The following is a 16,640-nucleotide window of genomic DNA, read 5'->3' as shown; positions in this document are numbered from 1 at the left end:
GAGATTGGCGCCATCAGCGCTTAAGATTTTCAAATTGTCCATCTCCGTATCGATTGCGGCACTGCTTTCGATCAAAACTGCCTGGGGGCAGGGCTGACCGGCCGCACGTGGAATCGTGCCCGGGTTAGGCTCGACTGGTGGTGGGAAGTGGCAATTGTCAGTTGGGTGGCGGCAGTCGAATGCCGACCGCTCTTACTTCAAGTCGCACGTCAATCATAACTTTACTCATAACTGGGGACCCGAGATGCGCCTGAGCATTCTCGATGCGACCGCTGCCTACAAAGTGAACAACCGGGTCAGCGTGCTTACCACTTTGCCCATCGTGATGAATAAATATTCGCAGCTCTTCCCTCCCAATGGCACAGGCCCGCTGGCAGATCCCGATCGCCGCTTTGGTTGGAGTCCTACAGGCATCGGCGATATCTCCGTTTACACCCAGTCATGGTTGCTCAAACCGATTGACCATCCGTTCAGCAATGTAGCGCTCGGTGTCGGTATCAAGATTCCCAGTGGTGACTGGAACGTGCAGCGAGTGCTTCCCAATCTTGATGGTCAGGGGTTTATGAATCGGGCGGTTTATCCACCGTCGGTCATGCCTGGTGACGGTGGTACTGGTATCATTTTTGGTGGCACGGCCTTCAGAACTTTTCGAAAGCCCTTGCCTTTGCGGGGACAAACTGTCTTCGCTTCAGCCAGCTATCTGTGCAATCCCCGTGATACCAACGGCACGGCGTCGATCGTCAGTTCACTTGGGGTGCCTCTGGCGCCGCAGTATCTGAGCCGATTGACTAACTCTGTCACTGATTCGTACAACGTGCAGGTGGGAGCTTCACTGAAAGTTCCCGGTACCTGGGACAAGCCCAGGTTGAAAGGTTTGCGCAGTCGGTTGGTTTACGGCTTTCAGGGAATTCCAACTCACGACTTGATAGGCGGTAGTTCCGGTTATCGTCAACCTGGTTATGTTATGACTTTCGCGCCTGGATTTACTTATGCCTACAAGAATAATCTGCTCATTGCCGATGTGCCGATAGCGTTTGCTAAATATATCAATCCCGGCGTCAGCGCCGTTCCTGATACCCCTGACATTACGGCTAAGGGCCTTGTTGCTGCTCCTTTTACGCCCAAGCGCAACCTCGGTTTGATCGCGCCGGTTGGCATCAGCCTTAGATATGTGCGCACCTTTTGATTTTTGTTATGGTCAAATCTCGCCGGCAAAGTGGTCCGTCACATCTGGCTACTGTAGCGGTCCTCGCCAGTTGGCAGTTGTGTTTTGATTAAGCGCTTCATTGATAGCTTCGGTAATTTCTGATGCGGATTGCGGACGATCGTCTGCGTCTTTAGCCAGGCATTTATAAATGATACTTGCCAGTTTTTCAGGCACGCCAAGCTCGGCTGACAGCGGTGCTGGCGGTTCTATGATCTGTTTGTGGAAGGTTTCGACTATGTTCTTGCCGCGAAATGGTGGCTCACCTGTCAGCGTTTCATACATGATGATGCCGAGCGCATAAATGTCGCTGCGGTGATCAAGTGTGGCGCCCTGGCATTGCTCGGGGCTCATGTAAAGCGGGCTGCCGAAGATTTCGCCGGTTTGAGTGAGGCGTTGAGCGGAGTCGTCACCACAAATTTTTGCCAGACCGAAATCAACGATTTTGAGTACGTAGGCTTTGTTTTCGTCTCGGGTCAGCATGATGTTGCCCGGTTTTAAATCTCTGTGCACAACGCCCTTGATGTGCGCGTGTTGCAATCCCGAACAGACTTGCAGGAAGAACTGGCATGCTTTTTGCCATTGCACTCTCGTCTTCAGTGCGATGTACTCCTGCAGACTGGCGCCATCCAGGTAATCCATAACCAGGTACGCCAGACCATCTGGTGACAAGCCAAAGTCGTGCACGGCGAGGATGTTGGGATGTGAGAGTAGAGTGACCGTCTGCGCTTCGCGTTGAAAGCGTTGCACGGCGCTCATATCGGTTGCCAGATGGTCATGCAGCAATTTGACTGCCATCAATTTGTTCATGAGCACGTGGTTGGCCAGATAAACAGTGCTCATTCCGCCAGCACCCAGAGTCTTCTTGATCTCGTAACGTTCGGCGAACATGTCGCCTGCTTTCAGTTTGTCTAGAACTTTGGATAGCTTCGCGCCGTCTTTTATGCAGACTGTCACGTCGTCTTCGTATTCGCTGCCGCACTGCAAGCAGACTTGTTTAAATCGCCTTGATGAAGAAGATTTATTGATGATCGAATCCAATTGGCTGACCACTTCGCTTTTCTCGGCTTCTGCCTGTCTTTTTTGCGCTTCCACCGTATCGAACTTGCGCAGCGACCAGGCGATAAAAGCCGCTGTCGCCACCACTCCGATTATGGCGGTGACAAGGTTGATGATGGGCTCGTCTGCCAGATTGTACCTGGCGCAGACTGTGATCATCACCATTCGCACCGGAATCAGCACAGAGAGCATTACCCCTACAAGGCAGAGTCGACGTGCGATTTTTCCGGCGCTTGTCGCTCTCACGAAGATGTTTGTCAATCCCTGTTCGGGGTTGGCAAGGAGCATGCCGACGCTCAATATCGCGAAGGTCAGTGATGTTACAGGCGAGAACTTTATGCATCCGAAATAGGCACAGAGGTGCTTCATGCCGCAGAAATAGCAGAGGAAGATGAGCAAGTTCGGCAGGAGAATAACGGATGAAACCACTTGCATTAGCTTGATCCCGAGTTTGTCACGCCAGCTGAAGAGGATAAGCGCGATAGCGGCGAGGACGAAATAGGCCGATACGTCAGGCATCATTGGACCGGGAAAGGTCAGCGGCGTGCAGCCTTCGGTCGTATAGAGCGGATGAATCAGGCTCCAGTCTTGCTCGAGTAAATGCTCCAGCCATGTGGCACCACTGGCAATGCCTATGAATATGCCCAGGGCTGTTGAAAGCCATTTCCTCAGAGCCCCTGGTTTGCCTGTGCTGAGCAGAATCATAGTTGAGGCGCTGAGCGCGAAAAGAATGGCCGCACCAGAGGGAGTGGCGCTTTCATTGGCGATAGGTCTCTTGATCCAATCAATGCCCAGCGCCCAGCCAAGCGCTTCCGTCAACCCAATCAGACAGACCATTGCAAGCAGAATCAGTGAGGCTCTTTGACACCTTTGCACATGCTGTAAGTTGATGTCCGATTCGGGAGCGGTTACCTTGACTGTTGGCGTGAAAGTGTTCTCTTCGCTCATGCTATTTATTGCCCAGGGCAAGTTTCACAAGTGCTTCGTACTCTTGTTTCGTTTTCGGTCCGGCCAGTTCTTTGAGAATATTGGTCCTTTTTTTTGCGCAGACAGCGCAACACGGAATCTGGTCACCAAAATCAGGCAAGAGAGGAAGTACTCCCAGCTGTTTGGCTTGTTTTTTGCTCTCGTTAAGCACTGAGGTGGTGATGTCCAGTTCTGCAAAATCAATCTGAGTACCGTACTGATCGTTCAGTTCTTTGACGATCGGTCTGACTTTATTGCACCAGGCATGGCATGTTTCGTCGAAAACCATGAGGAAGAGAGGCTTGTCAAAAATCTGACTGTCTGCGATCACGGGTATTTGCGTAGTCATGGTGATGAGCACTGCAAAAATAAGAGCAAAAAGTGCTTTCAAACTTTGTCCTCTCCAAACTGTCTCTTCTCTCGTCAGATCTTACCCTGTTCAGGGCTGTAGGCGACGCGGCTCGATCGGTCGACCTGGTCAAGAGCGACTCGAGACAGCCGGGCTAACAGCTTGACTGGCTCGACGTGTAGAATTGGAAAGGCGTGTGCCAACGCGCTTTATGGTGTCGCACCTTGGCTACGGAAGAGAAAGAAAATACATGAATTCAGAAAAGCAGAACGACAAAAATGTGATCATCGATCTGTTCTGGTTCAGCGCCGTCTCGCTGTTTCTTGAACTGGTGATCATTCGGTGGTTATCGTCTGAAGTTCGTGCTTTCTCGATTTTTAAGAACTTTCCGTTGATTGCCAGTTACATCGGGCTCGGCTTCGGTTACATGAAAGAGTCGAGCTCCGGTAAGCTCTTCAAAGCTTTTCCACTTTGCTTGCTTGTACTTGTGGTTTTGCTTACAACCAGCAACTGGACGGGCTTGACTGACATTATGATGCCTTCGATGCGAGTCGGCGGCGGTCTGTTCGCCAACTGGTGGGACTGGACCCACCCGCCCAAGGAGATGGTGGAGCAGCCGATGCTCTACACTGCTCTGTCACTCGTGGCCTTGTTTTCCATCATCATTCTGGTGGCGACCACGATGGCAGGGCTGGGGCAGAAACTCGGCAGTCTCTTTGATAAGACTGCACCGCTCAAGTCTTATTTGTACAACTTGTTTGGCTCGGTGCTTGGCATTGCCGCCTTTTCGGTGCTCTCATTTTTGTGCACTCCGCCTCCTGTGTGGCTTGCGGTTGGCTGTGTGGCGGCGTTTTACCCCATGCGCAAGAACAAAATTGGTATCGCTTTGCTGGCGGCGGCGATTGTGGTGGCAGTAGTGGTGCCCGTGAAGAAGTCTCTGGGTGACATGAATGACGCCACATCCAAGTGTGAAATTCTCTGGTCGCCGTACCATCGGGTCGAGGTGGCTCCTCTCAAGCTTGGCGATACCGGACAATCGATTGGATATCAGATCGCTGTTAACAAGGCTTTCTTTCAACAGCCCTTGAATTTGTCCGATCAGTTTCTTCAATCTCAGACCCCGGCTGAACGGAAAAAGCTGGAAGATTTTCGCTTCGACCAGTACGAAATCCCTTACAGTTTCGTCAAAGCCAAGCGTGTGCTCATCATGGGTAGTGGCACCGGCAACGACGTGGCGTCTGCCTTGAAGCTCGGCGCCGAGCACGTTGACGCGGTCGAAATCGACCCAATGATGGTCGAGTTGGGTAAGCGTCTTCATCCCGAGCATCCTTACGATTCGCCGAAGGTTACCGTTTACATAAACGATGCCCGTGCCTTCTTGAGACAGAATCACGACAAATACGATCTCGTCATAACGGGGTTTCTCGACTCGCATGCGGTGGCCGGTAACTCTCTTTCTGTGCGGCTGGATGATTATGTCTACACGGTCGACGGCATGAGGGATGCAATCGCTCATGTGGCTCCGGGCGGGCTGTACTGCATTACTTACTGTGCTCCGGTCGACTTTCTCTCCAAGCGTTTGATTGCCAATCTGAGAGAGGCGTCGCCCGAGAAGCCGTTACCTTTCAAGAAAGCCGATGGTGCCATCTGGCACCTTTACACTCCACCCACGGCAGCGACAAGAGCGGTGCTGGCTGCCCTAGGTACACAGGGCTTCAAAGATTATTCGGATATCTCGACGGAAGGTATTCGCACCTCCACTGATGACTGGCCGTTTTTGTATTTAAGCCCGATCAGCTTTGACCCGTTCTATTTGACGATTATGGCGCTGATTTTGCTGCTTGCCTGGTTTGCCTGTGGTCAGAGCATTCGAACCAATTCAACGGCCAGTCGCTGGAAGCTCTTTTTCCTGGGGGCTGCATTCATGCTGCTCGAACTGGGCATCATTGACAGGCTCTCCCTGGTTTTTGGTACCACCTGGATCGTTAACTCGATTTGTATCTTTGCGGTTCTCACCGCGATTATCTTTTCTAACATTCTCATTATGCAAAGGCCGAAGCTGTTGTCGAATGCGGCTATGTACGCTGGGCTACTGGGCACCCTGACGGTGCTTTATGTGGTGCCTATCCAGACTTTCAATTCGATGGGCATGTGGGTAGGTGGTTCGATTGCGGCGCTACTGTCTGCGATACCAGTATTTTTCGCTGGCATGATTTTCTCAAGCGCTTTCAAAGACGAGGAAGCGCCCAGCATCGGGCTGGCTTTCAACATGCTCGGTTCAGTTGTTGGTGGATTGACCGAGTACACGGCCAGTTATACAGGCATTCGCAGCCTGCTCATTATTTCTGCGCTCTTCTATCTCTGTTCCTTTGCTTTTGGGCAGATGGCGAAGGGCAAAGAGACTAAGTCGTAGTCGTAAAGGCTGTTTACTACGCCTTGTAGCAGGTGCGGGGAAAAAGAAAAAGCGGAGAGTTGGATGGAGCAAAGCGCCCCATCCAATCTCAGCTCGGAAGATGGTGAACCCGCCTGAGCGAGCGCAGGTTCACCATCTACCGGGTCAGCGCTTCGTCTTGACTGCACCAGATTCGATGGCACTGTGCAACGCCTCCAGGGAAACTTCGTAGGCATGTGTGACCATCTGCCGGCACTTGCTGCGCGGCAGTCCGAAGCTCATGCAGGCGACGTCGGGCAGACCGATGTCGATGACGATGTGGTCCTTCGGGTCGTTGAAGTACCAACCCAGGACAGGAGCCGCCACCATCTCCAGGGCATGGAAGATGAGGTCGGTCGACGAGAGCCAGCGCCGCGGCAAAGCCGTCGCGAAGCCGAGCTTGCCGATGATCGCCGTGCCCTTGCAGAAGTCGCCAGGGCAGGGGTGGTGCACGCCGCCGTCGACCAGAACCCCCTCTTCGGAGAGCCCAAGCCAGCTAGCGGCGACGGTGGTGAGCTTGTTGATGATGTTGGGCTGACCGAACCAGACCGGGCGCATCAACAGCGGCACAGCGCAAGAAGCACTGACCGCAGTGAGCAGGTCATAGTCGGTTCCTTCGAAAACGACGGGCTCGCGCTTGAACAGGTTGTACGCCACGATGCGCAGGTTGGGCTGCGGCTTGAGGTCGTACTTCTCGATCAGGTGGGAGAACAGGGCCGGCAAATCGATCAGTCCACCGCCTGTGGTGCCGCCGAAGAGACGACCGACAGGCGCTGGAATCAGAAGCGAGCGAACCAGGCTCGGGGTCGGAACCTCGGTCAGCTCGGAGGCGAAGATCTCCTCGATCTGCTCGGGCGAATAGCCGTTGGTGTAGAGCGTGGCAATCAGTGAGCCAATCGAAACACCGGTAATCATGCCGGTGTTGATCTTGAGCTCTTCGATTGCCTTAAGCAGCCCACAGTGGCTGAAACCACGGTAGGCGCCGCCGCCCAGAACAACTTCGGTCGACTCCGTCGCCTTGACCCGGCGCTTGCGCCGAGATGCAGCAACGGAATCTCCCGCTTTCGATGACGTCATAATCGTCCTTTGGGTCGCGCTCACGCAGGCGTGAACGGGTTAAGCGAACGCCAGTCAGCGTTCGAAACTTCGAAACTCAGGCTGCTTCAGCCGCGTCGAGCATCTTGCGAAGCTCCTTGAACGCCACTTGCACGCCTTCGATGCCGCGGTCTTCGGGCACCAGCACATCCGGCTCGATCGGGTTGCGGACGGTTTGACCGCAGTCGCCGAGCCAGTCACCGCCTGGAGCGAACCAGCGCACGCGAGTGACACGCACGCGGTACTTGCCCTCCATGAACAGGTAGTTCGTCTGTCCGATGCCCTTGCCGGGAGTGGCGCCATTGCCGACCATGAGCACCTTGCCTGCTGTGCCGTTCTGCACGATGGCGGCAGTCATCAGCTCAGCGGCGCTCATCGTGCGCTTGTTGATCAAGACGACGATGGGCTTGTCTGCCAGCACCGGAGCCGAACGCAAGTAGCGTTTGCTTGTGGGCGGAAGGCCCGGCACATACTCGTTGGCGAAGAATTCGTCATCAGAGAGGGCGTACTCAGTGCGCTCGATGCCACCGTCGGCGTGGCGCATCTCCATCGTCGTCACAAGCCCGTCCTTGAGGAAAGAGCCGCAAGCGGCTGCGGTCGTCTGCACGTCTCCGCCGACGTTGTTGCGCAGGTCGAGAACGACACCCTTGCAGGCGGCGATTTTCTGCGCTCCAGCTTCGATCAAGTCGAGGATGCCGGGGTGATCCAGGGTGAGGATGCGGATGTAGCCGATGCCATCGGGGCGCAGAACCGCCATGACGGGCTCGGGCTCTGCCGCAGGAACGGCGCTTCCGGTGGAGTCGGGCGCGTCTGTGGCGGCTTGCGTGGCAGACGCCTCTGCGCAGGCGGGAGCGGGCTTGTTGACGCGCTCTGCCCAGGTGAAGTCGTCGTTCAGTGTCAGCAGCATCGCGTCGATGCAGCGCAGAGCGCTCTCTTCGTCGACGATCTCGTTGTCGTACTGGTGCTCGAGCGAGCCCCAGTGCGCCAGTCGAGCTGTGTCGAAAAATGTCTGGTTGACCAACTGCCAGACGGCTCGGTACAGCTCACGCCCCAGGTCGGAGGCGCTTGTGTTGATGCTCATACAAACCTCCCTGTGAGCCACCGCATCTGATGCGGGGCGGTGCGCGGTTCAGTGGATAGATGACAGAAGTGCAACGGGAGCAGCGATTCGCTGCTCCCGCTACGTTGCCGCCGTCAAGCCGCCGCACCCGGATGAGTGAAGCGACCTTCGGCGCGAGCCCTGGCCAGCGCCGTGCGACCGGCGGTGAGACCGTCTTCGATCATCTCGTCGCACTTGGCGGCGGAGATGCCGAAGTTGAGACCGGCGACATCGGCCAGACCGCTCTCGATGACGAGGTGGCGGTTCGGGTCGACGTAGCGGTGGTTGCCGGCGAGCGGGAAGTAGATCTCGCGCACCGAGAAGTAGAAGTCCATCCAGTTGGCGAACTGCGAAGGCAGGTCGGTGGCCTGGCGGAAGATGCTGAAGATCGCCGGACCGCTGCAGAACTCGGGCGGGCTGTAGTGATACAGCGCGCCGTCGCCGAGCAACTGAACGCCGTTGGCGTCGTGATGCCACTGCGGGCGGAAGACGCCCGGCAGCGAGCACGAAGAGGCGATGGCGTGGGCCAGGTCGTAGTCGACCCCTTCGAAGACCACGGGCTGGTGACGCATCAGGTCACAGGCGACGATGCGCAGGTTGTGGTTGGGCTTCAGGTTGTAGCGCTCGACCATGTCGCGCACGGCACCGCTCAAGTCGAGCAAGCCGCCGATGGCGAAGGTGATCGGGTCAGGGATGGTGCGCATGCAGCTGAGCAGCGTGGTCAGCGAGTTGCGACCGTTGAGACCCTCGAAGAAGATCTCGCGGATCTGCTCGGGCGTGTAGCCGTTGGTGTAGAAGGTGGCGATGATCGAGCCGACGGACACACCGGTCACCTTGCCGGTGGGGATGTTGGCTTCACGCAGCGCCTTGAGGACGCCGATATGTTCGAAACCCTTGATGCCGCCGGCAGCGAGAACGAGCTCGATGTCGGTTGCGGGCAAAGTCGAGACAGTCGGGGAATGGGACTGAGTCATGGTGAACTCCATTGCGTTAGAGGACTCCCCTGTGGCTGGCACGCTGGCACAAGTCGCAGGGGCAATAGTGAGGCGATAGCGATCGCGTCACGCGTACAGAACTTGAGCAACACGGCAGAACCGGGCTGCTGCTGAGAGTAAGGTGCGACAAGTAACCTCGCGTGTTTGAGGTCGTTGGAGTTGGTGAATCTAAAAGCAAGTCGGAAAAACTGAGTTCGCATTCCAGTCGACTACTGCAGGTCGGCTTTGATGACACCGCTGTGATTGCGATGTTTGTGCCGAGAAAGGTGGGTACGCTTTGTGACCTGGCTGGTTTGTCGAGTCGAGAAGAAAGAGAACGGGTGACTGGACTTTATGTTTTCTATAGAAATAAAGTCAACGACAGAACAAGCTCCTGATTTCTGAAGTAATTATTTGGCTATAACCTTAGTCTTTATGATTCAAGATCTAGATGGTTTTGGTAGTGCGCGCTCGCGAAGCTTTGCGAACGACCATTGTTTTGCAATTATCCGCAACAAAAATCTCCGCAGTAATTAGCGCGGTTGACTGCGGTTTGACACCCTTCGGGCGCCACTAGATGTGGTGGTGACTGCGACTTTTCTGAGTGCTGTCTCAGAATTTTGTTGTCGAGCTGAAGTTGAAATTGGCCACTTTCAAAGCCGGCACTACAGCAGGGAAACTGTCTTCGCCAGCGGCTCGCACTGATGGACCCAGGGTAAGAACGTTGTTCAGCATGTCGATGACGCTGACGTTAAAGCGCAGGTTCTTGATGCCATAGCTGATTTTGCCGTTTTCGATAAGAAAAGTGCCGTCTCGGGTCATGCCGGTCAGCAAGATCGTGGTCGGGTCGACCAAGCGCACATACCAGACACGCGAGAGTAGAATGCCTCGGTCGGTGGATTTGACCATCTCATCGATTGAAGCAGTGCCGCCTTCCATAACCAGGTTGACTGGAAATTCGCCTTCAGGGCTCGGCTCGCTCACACCATGACCGGTCGGTTTAGCGTTCATTTTGGCTGCGCTTTTGCGCCCGTAGACGAGGTTTTTGACGACGCCCTTGTCGACCAGAGTGACGACTGTGCGAGGCAATCCCTCGCCGTCAAAGCGTGCTCCGGCTTGCATGGGGTGAAAGACATCATCTTTGATGTTGATGTTCTCTCCGAACACTTTTTGCCCGACTTTGCCAAGCAGGCTGGAGAGCTTGTCGATATGACTGGTAGCGCTGAAATCGCCCCAGAGAAAACCAAGCAGGTCTACCACTGCAGACGGTGGCAAAATGACAGTGTATTTGCCCGGCGGTACGTCTTTTGGATCGGCGCTTAAAATGGCGTTTTTTGCCGCAGACTCAGCCAGGGCTCGAGCATCGACATGAATCGATTTGGGATTGTGCACTTTCGCCCAACCCGAGGAATTTGCAGCCACCGCCGTCACCGAGCATTCGCATGCAGACTCGTTGTGGTAGTGAAACATGCCGTTAGAATTGCCTATGGCAATAGAATCGCCGCCCGCGCCATATGTGCCTGCGCAGCTCAGGTTGTGCTTTTTTGCCGCTTCGATCATCGAGTTGACTGAATCAGATCGCTGGTCGGCGCTCATTTCGCCCGTCTCTCTGTCGTAGCGATTGAAGTCGACGTCGCGTGCAAGAGGCTCTGTTAATGCCAGGGCGGGCAGTGGCAGAACAGTTGGATCTTCCGGCAAAAGTGCCACTGCCTTGATGGCGTTGTCGACCAGGTGTTCGATACCGCTCTGCGAGATGTCATCGCTGCTCAGTCTGATCTGACGCTTGCCTGATATTACTCGCACGGAAACCGACACTCTCTCGGGAGCTTGGTTTTGAGTCATGTTGTTATTGGCGAAACGACTGGTTGCGAAGTTCGACCCTGTCACCGTCACTTCCACGCCGTCAACTCGCTTGCCTGCATGGGCGAGAGCCAGGTCTATGAGACGTTTGCTTTCTGATTCACTGATCACGATTTGCTGCCTTTCAAGTCTGGTACTGGCAATTGGCTTTTCACTCTGGGTCGCCTCTCAAACTTTGCTCCGGGTGACTAACTATGGGCGATACCATATTGAACATTTCTGAATCGGGCCGGTGCCGCTCCATGACCGGTCCACATTGTCTGGCTGGGCTGACCTTTGCCACAGTTTGGTACGCCCCAGTCGACGTAATCTTGACTGCAAATGGCATCGCAGGAGTTCCAGAATTCAGTTGTAATGCCGCCGTAACTGGCGTTTTTCAAGAGCCCGACGATTTTGCCGTTTTTGATTTTGTAACCGGCTTCAGTGCTGAACTGGAAGTTGTAACGTCGATCATCTATCGACCAGGACTTATTCGTATCGAAATAGATGCCGTCTGAAGTGTTGGCGATCAGGTCGGCCAGGCTGCCTGCCGTGCCTGGTCGAAGCGAGATATTGGTCATGCGGATGATCGGCTGATGGTGCCAGGATTCGGCTCGCATGGCGCCGCCTGATCTCTTGATGCCAATCAGATTGGCGGTATCGCGTGATGATAAATAACCGACGAACATGCCGTCTTTGACGAGAGGCACGCACTGCGCCTCGACGCCCTCATCGTCGTAGGCAAAGCCTCCCAGTGCACCGGTGGCGGTGGCATCGGCGACCAGGTTGACGATTGGTGAGCCGTATTTGAGATGACCGAGCAAGTCAGGCGTGAGGAAGCTGGCACCGGCGAAGTTGATTTCCTGCCCCAGGGCCCGGTCAAGCTCGCTGGGGTGACCGCACGACTCGTGAATTTGCAGACCGAGCTGCGAGGCACCGATGATCACTGTGCCGACACCGTGCGGGCACTGAGGTGCTTTCAGCAGCTGCACTGATTCTTCGGCTATTCTCTGGGCATTGCCCGGCAGATCCCATCGCCCGACCATCTCCCAGCCGGCGTTTTCATGCTGCCCACCGAAAGAATTTGGATAGGAGCGTTTCTGGCGGTCGTGATCGTCGGTAGCATTGGCTGTCAAGCCGCAGGAAGAGCGAATGAAAGTCTGATCGATTTCGGCACCTTCACTGCTGACAAAGAGCTTGTGCTCTTTGATGAAAGTCATGTCTGTCTGCGCTAGAGTCACCCCTTTCACGGCCAGCATCGTCTCAGCTGTTTTGAAGAGCACAGCCAGCTTATCTTCAATGCTTACGGTGAAGGGATCGATTTTGCAAGGCGATTTCCAGACGGCTTTGTGTGCCGGCTCAGGTGCCAGCTCTATCGGCTTCTCCATGCATCGAGCTGATGCTCTGGCTATTTCCACGGCTTTGCGAGCCGCTTTGTCGATGCCTTCCCGGGTCAAATCTTGCGTGGCCGCGAAACCCCAGCCGCCATTGCAGAGCACACGGATGCCCAGCCCGTAGCTGTTGCCCAGGTTCAGCCCTGAGACGTTCATGCCTTTGGTCTGGATGTTCTGCGATTCTCGTTCGATTACCCGCGCATCAGCGTAAGATGCACCAGATGCGGTGGCGGTGTCGACCGCTTGTTTGGCTATTTCCAGCATGGCGGCACTAATAGGCTCTGGCGAAAACGGCACGGCGGCTGGTTGGGCGCCCCGTCAACATGCACTTGCCTTCCGGATGATCTTGTTTAAACGGAATGCAGCGTATCGTTGCTTTTGTCTCGTCTTTGATCTTTCCTTCGTCTTCGCCGCTGCCATCCCAGTAGACTTCAACGAAACCGCCTTTTTCAGCGATCAGTTTTTTGAACTGATCGTAGTCTGAGGCAGTTGACGTATTCTGTTTGCGGAATTCGAGAGCTTTCTCGAAAATGTTTTTCTGTATTGCTACAAGCAACCCGGCCACTTCGTTGGTCAGACCAGCCTGGCTGACGCCGCGAATCTTCTCGCCTGTGTCGCGGCGAGCGATTTCTACGACGTTGTTGGCCACGTCTTTAGGACCGATGTTCAAGCGCATAGGCACGCCTTTCTGCTCCCAGTGATTGAACTTGAACCCTGGTGTCAGGTTGTCTCGGTTGTCGACGTGAACGCGCGCTACTTCTTTCAAGTCCTGAGCGATCTGGTGGCATTTTGCCAGAACCGTCTCTTTCTCAGCATCTGTTTTGTAGATAGGCACGATGACGACCTGGATAGGAGCAATCTTCGGCGGCAGCACAAGACCCTTATCGTCGCCGTGCCCGAGCACAATTGCGCCAACCAGACGGGTCGAGACTCCCCAGGAGGTCTGCCATGCGTATTCCAATCCGCCTTCAGGGCTCTGGAATTTGATGTCGAAAGCTTTGGCGAAGTTTTGACCGAGGAAGTGCGAAGTACCGGCTTGCAGAGCCTTTCCGTCGCGCATCAATGCTTCGATGCAATAAGTGCGGTCGGCACCGGCGAATCTTTCCCGGGCTGTTTTTTCGCCAGTGAGAACTGGCAGTGCCAGCCAATCTTCAGCCAGAGTGCGATATACCTCGAGCATTTTCTTGGCTTCTTCTTCTGCTTCATCGGCGGTGGCATGGGCGGTGTGTCCTTCCTGCCAGAGAAACTCCAGTGTACGCAGAAATAGTCTGGTGCGCATTTCCCAGCGCACGACGTTAGCCCACTGATTGATCAAAAGTGGCAGATCGCGCCAGGACTGCACCCATTTTGCGAACATGTGATTGATGATGGTTTCTGATGTCGGCCGCACAATCAAAGGCTCTTCCAGCTTCTTTCCGCCGCCGTGTGTGACTACGGCGAACTCATGCGAAAAACCTTCAACGTGCTGCTTCTCTTTGGCGATAAAAGACTCTGGGATGAGAAGCGGGAAGTAGGCGTTCTGGTGTCCGGTTTCTTTGATCATGCCGTCGAGCGCTTTCTGGATGTGCTCCCAGAGTGCGTAACCGTACGGTCGGATCACCATGCAGCCCTTGACGGGGGCGTAATCGGCGAGCTCGGATTGCATAATTGTGTCGGTATACCATTTGGCACGGCTTGAGTCCTTCTCGCCGTCGCCTTCCTCCATACCTAACTCTTCATTCGACATGGTATTTTCCTTGACTTCCATGATCGTCCCGAACCTCGTGTAACTGACTGAAAATGGTCCGGCTCTAAGTCGGACGCAGAAGGGGTAGTATACACTAGATACACCGGGCTGCCTGCCCGAAAGTGACGGGGATGCATGCAACTCACCGGTGAGCTGTCAAAAGTTAGCCTTCCGAACCTGATTCAGCTTGTGCGCAATGGCGAGCTGACCGGCAAAATCGCATTTCTCAACGGTGCTCGAACCGCCACTCTCTACTTCGACCGCGGTTCCATTATTCACGCGGAAGCAGACGGTATTTTCGGCAAGGACGCTCTCATGGAGCTTTTCTTGTGGGCGAGTGGGTCGTTTTCGTTTATGGAAGATCCGCTTCTCAACGTCGACCGTACTCTCAATCCCTTTCTGCCTGAAGAGTCTACAGATCGGCTGCTCAGGGAGGGCATGGCTTATCTCGAGCAGAAGAAGTATCTCGATCAGCTGCGCATCAGCGGTCAAACCATACTTAAAGTCACCGATCAGGCGCGCCGCGCCCCTAAACCTCTCTTGGCTATTGCTTTGCCCATTCTCGAAAGAGTGGACGGGCAGCGCACCCTGGCTCAGGCTCTGGCTGATTTCAGGATGACTCGCCGGGAGTATGTGCAAGCTGTCTACGCCTGTCTTGCTGAAGGATTGGCTGTGGTCGTAGAAGCAGCCGTGCAACCCAACCAGGAGCAGATCACTTTGCCTCCGTGGGTAATTGCCAGATTGAAACAAGATAACGTCAACATTTCGCAAGCTATTGTCGATATGGTGATCTGGGTGGATCGCGTCAAGTGCTGGATGTATCAGGTTGATTCTGATTTTGGTCGCATAATTGCGGAGTTGGCTAAGAGCGAAGGCTCGATTGATTCCGCTGAAGATTTCTTCAAAGAGTTGGGTCAGGATTCAGCTGATTATCAGGGTCCGTTTTTCGGCGAGTCTATGCCCGGTGGAGTGGCGGTCGACAGCCCTGCGGCCGATATCGGTGCGCAGATCTCTCAACAGTCAAAACCGTCTGTTGAATTTTGAAGGTCTGTCTCAAGCGCGAATTGCTTTCACCAGCGTGCGCACTCTTTCTACGTCGACCGGGTTCTCCAATATGCCCTGACGCTTGAGGCTGCTCGCCACGATCACACCGTCTGCAACAGAGAGCAAGGCTGGCGCATTGTCAGTGTCTGTGCCGCTGCCTATCAAAATTGGTGTATCCGGAAGCGCCTGACGAACCTTTTCAAGGTCTGACATGTCTGGCGCGGAACCCGTGCCTGTGCCACTGACTATGATGGCATCTGCCAGTCCGCGCGCCACAGTGTCTTTAGCCATTAGTTTGATGTCTGCATCGACTGACAGGGGTGAAGCGTGTTTGACCATTACATCTGCGAAAATTTTCACTTGTTTATGCGCTAACAACCGTCTGCGGTAGAGGTGCAACTCATGCGCCTCTCCTTCGATGATGCCTTGATCGGTCAACATCGCGCCTGTGAGGATGTTCACTCTGATGAACTGTGCGCCACAAGCCGCTGCTATTGCCAGGGCGCTAAAACCGTCGTTGCGCAGGCAGTTTACACCGATGGGCAGGTCGCAGATGGCATTGATACGTTTGACAGCCAGAGTCATGGCGCATGCTGTTGCGGTATCGATGCGGTTTTTAGCAAACGGTGCGTCGAAGAAATTCTCGATGATGATGCCGTTGACGCCGCCTGTTGCCAGCGCTGCGGCTTCCTGCTCGGCGCGCAGCAAAACCGGCTCTATATGACCGTCCCAGCGTGCTGAACCGGGCAGTGGCAGCAGATGTATGACACCGATTACGGGTTTCTTGGTTGCGAATAATTCTTCGAGCACTTTGCTCCCTCGGATAGCTCTATCAGCCATTAACGATAGCAGCTGACTGGGCGCGCTTGACAAGTTTGCTCGTGGACCCTCGCTATCTGTAGCCGCTCAGGAAAGCGATGATGCCAAGTGCTTGTTCCGGTTCGCTACCCATTAATCCAGTCATGTTTCAAAGCGAATAATTTCAAGTCTGTCGGATTTTTTACAGTTTCTCTTTTGACGGGCTGTTGCTCTCCTGTCATGAGTACTAAATCTCTTTAGAGGACCTTTAAGACTCCATAGTCTCTAATCGTTGATCCAGTTACATTTTTTTCTTAGGTTTGAACTTAACCCTCCCTCTTTTCCCAACGCTGTCTTCTCGCACCTTCACCAAGCAAGCAAGCGTCTACAGAAGCATTCAAAACTCTTCGCCACGGCGTGGAGAAGAGGACGGTACCCACCCATAACCGGTTCGCAGTCGCGATTCGGTACCAGTCGTTGCGGTTGTTCGCACGGCTGTGTTGCAGCGCTCGAACGAACGAAAGGACGTCAGCAGGTTGCAGGTGGACTCAGTCAGCTCATGTCGGGCTGCACTTCCCAGGCTCTCCGGAATTTCCGGAAGTCTCAATTTTGCACTGCCCGTGGTGCTGAATGACCGCGGCATTAATAACCAGATAACTGGA

12 protein-coding genes are annotated in these 16,640 nt (G+C 54.6%); 3 read left to right on the top strand and 9 right to left on the bottom strand.

From position 1 onward, the window contains the following. The first annotated feature begins 154 nt into the window (after positions 1–154). Positions 155–1,186, top strand: coding sequence for a hypothetical protein (locus EKK48_12790; GenBank protein RTL41789.1), 1,032 nt, complete (start codon positions 155–157; stop codon positions 1,184–1,186). A 48-nt stretch (positions 1,187–1,234) separates the two neighbouring features. Here the strand turns inward: EKK48_12790 and EKK48_12785 are convergent, their stop codons facing one another. Together EKK48_12785 and EKK48_12780 are read right to left on the bottom strand one after the other, a co-directional pair. Further along, the gene (locus EKK48_12785; GenBank protein ID RTL41788.1) at positions 1,235–3,211 is read right to left on the bottom strand and encodes a serine/threonine protein kinase; all 1,977 of its coding nucleotides are present in this window, start codon (positions 3,209–3,211) and stop codon (positions 1,235–1,237) included. Position 3,212: 1 nt separating this feature from the next. Beyond that, complete coding sequence (locus EKK48_12780; GenBank protein RTL41787.1) at positions 3,213–3,620, bottom strand: hypothetical protein; 408 nt, start codon at positions 3,618–3,620, stop codon at positions 3,213–3,215. Between the two features lie 154 nt (positions 3,621–3,774). On the opposite strand from EKK48_12780, the gene EKK48_12775 reads away from it, so the two are divergent. Beyond that, positions 3,775–5,991, top strand: a complete 2,217-nt coding sequence (locus EKK48_12775) for a methyltransferase domain-containing protein (protein RTL41786.1) — start codon at positions 3,775–3,777, stop codon at positions 5,989–5,991. A 144-nt stretch (positions 5,992–6,135) separates the two neighbouring features. On the opposite strand, the gene EKK48_12770 is transcribed toward EKK48_12775, so the two are convergent. The 6 genes from EKK48_12770 to EKK48_12745 form a co-directional block, all read right to left on the bottom strand. Continuing rightward, positions 6,136–7,086: a hypothetical protein gene (locus EKK48_12770; GenBank protein RTL41785.1), complete on the bottom strand. Its 951-nt coding sequence runs from the start codon at positions 7,084–7,086 to the stop codon at positions 6,136–6,138. Positions 7,087–7,162: 76 nt separating this feature from the next. After that, the gene (locus EKK48_12765) at positions 7,163–8,185 is read right to left on the bottom strand and encodes a hypothetical protein (GenBank protein RTL41784.1); all 1,023 of its coding nucleotides are present in this window, start codon (positions 8,183–8,185) and stop codon (positions 7,163–7,165) included. 113 nt (positions 8,186–8,298) lie between these two features. Then, positions 8,299–9,189: a hypothetical protein gene (locus EKK48_12760; GenBank protein ID RTL41783.1), complete on the bottom strand. Its 891-nt coding sequence runs from the start codon at positions 9,187–9,189 to the stop codon at positions 8,299–8,301. A 600-nt stretch (positions 9,190–9,789) separates the two neighbouring features. Further along, positions 9,790–11,181, bottom strand: a complete 1,392-nt coding sequence (locus EKK48_12755; protein RTL41782.1) for a TldD/PmbA family protein — start codon at positions 11,179–11,181, stop codon at positions 9,790–9,792. 44 nt (positions 11,182–11,225) lie between these two features. Next, on the bottom strand, positions 11,226–12,674 hold the full coding sequence (locus tag EKK48_12750) for a TldD/PmbA family protein (protein ID RTL41920.1): 1,449 nt from the start codon (positions 12,672–12,674) through the stop codon (positions 11,226–11,228). Positions 12,675–12,681: 7 nt separating this feature from the next. Then, a complete protein-coding gene (locus EKK48_12745; protein ID RTL41919.1) occupies positions 12,682–14,115 on the bottom strand; it encodes a proline--tRNA ligase in 1,434 nt (477 codons plus the stop codon). Positions 14,116–14,271: 156 nt separating this feature from the next. Here EKK48_12745 and EKK48_12740 point away from each other — a divergent pair, with 156 nt between their 5' ends. Continuing rightward, entirely contained in the window at positions 14,272–15,180 is a 909-nt protein-coding gene (locus tag EKK48_12740) for a DUF4388 domain-containing protein (GenBank protein ID RTL41781.1), read from the top strand. Positions 15,181–15,189: 9 nt separating this feature from the next. On the opposite strand, the gene EKK48_12735 is transcribed toward EKK48_12740, so the two are convergent. Further along, a complete protein-coding gene (locus tag EKK48_12735; protein RTL41780.1) occupies positions 15,190–16,020 on the bottom strand; it encodes a BtpA/SgcQ family protein in 831 nt (276 codons plus the stop codon). Between the last annotated feature and the right edge of the window lie 620 nt (positions 16,021–16,640).

The sequence above is a fragment of the Candidatus Melainabacteria bacterium genome (genome assembly GCA_003963305.1).
GTDB lineage: Bacteria > Cyanobacteriota > Vampirovibrionia > Obscuribacterales > Obscuribacteraceae > PALSA-1081.
This window is presented reverse-complemented; position numbering and strand designations above follow the sequence as displayed.

Bases quoted from the DNA above. Each gene is read 5' to 3' on its own strand.
- EKK48_12735 (RTL41780.1), bottom strand. From the start codon at position 16,020: ATGGCTGATAGAGCTATCCGAGGGAGCAAAGTGCTCGAAGAATTATTC.
- EKK48_12765 (RTL41784.1), bottom strand. From the start codon at position 8,185: ATGAGCATCAACACAAGCGCCTCCGACCTGGGGCGTGAGCTGTACCGA.
- EKK48_12770 (RTL41785.1), bottom strand. From the start codon at position 7,086: ATGACGTCATCGAAAGCGGGAGATTCCGTTGCTGCATCTCGGCGCAAG.
- EKK48_12745 (RTL41919.1), bottom strand. From the start codon at position 14,115: ATGGAGGAAGGCGACGGCGAGAAGGACTCAAGCCGTGCCAAATGGTAT.
- EKK48_12740 (RTL41781.1), top strand. From the start codon at position 14,272: ATGCAACTCACCGGTGAGCTGTCAAAAGTTAGCCTTCCGAACCTGATT.
- EKK48_12760 (RTL41783.1), bottom strand. From the start codon at position 9,189: ATGGAGTTCACCATGACTCAGTCCCATTCCCCGACTGTCTCGACTTTG.
- EKK48_12785 (RTL41788.1), bottom strand. From the start codon at position 3,211: ATGAGCGAAGAGAACACTTTCACGCCAACAGTCAAGGTAACCGCTCCC.
- EKK48_12750 (RTL41920.1), bottom strand. From the start codon at position 12,674: ATGCTGGAAATAGCCAAACAAGCGGTCGACACCGCCACCGCATCTGGT.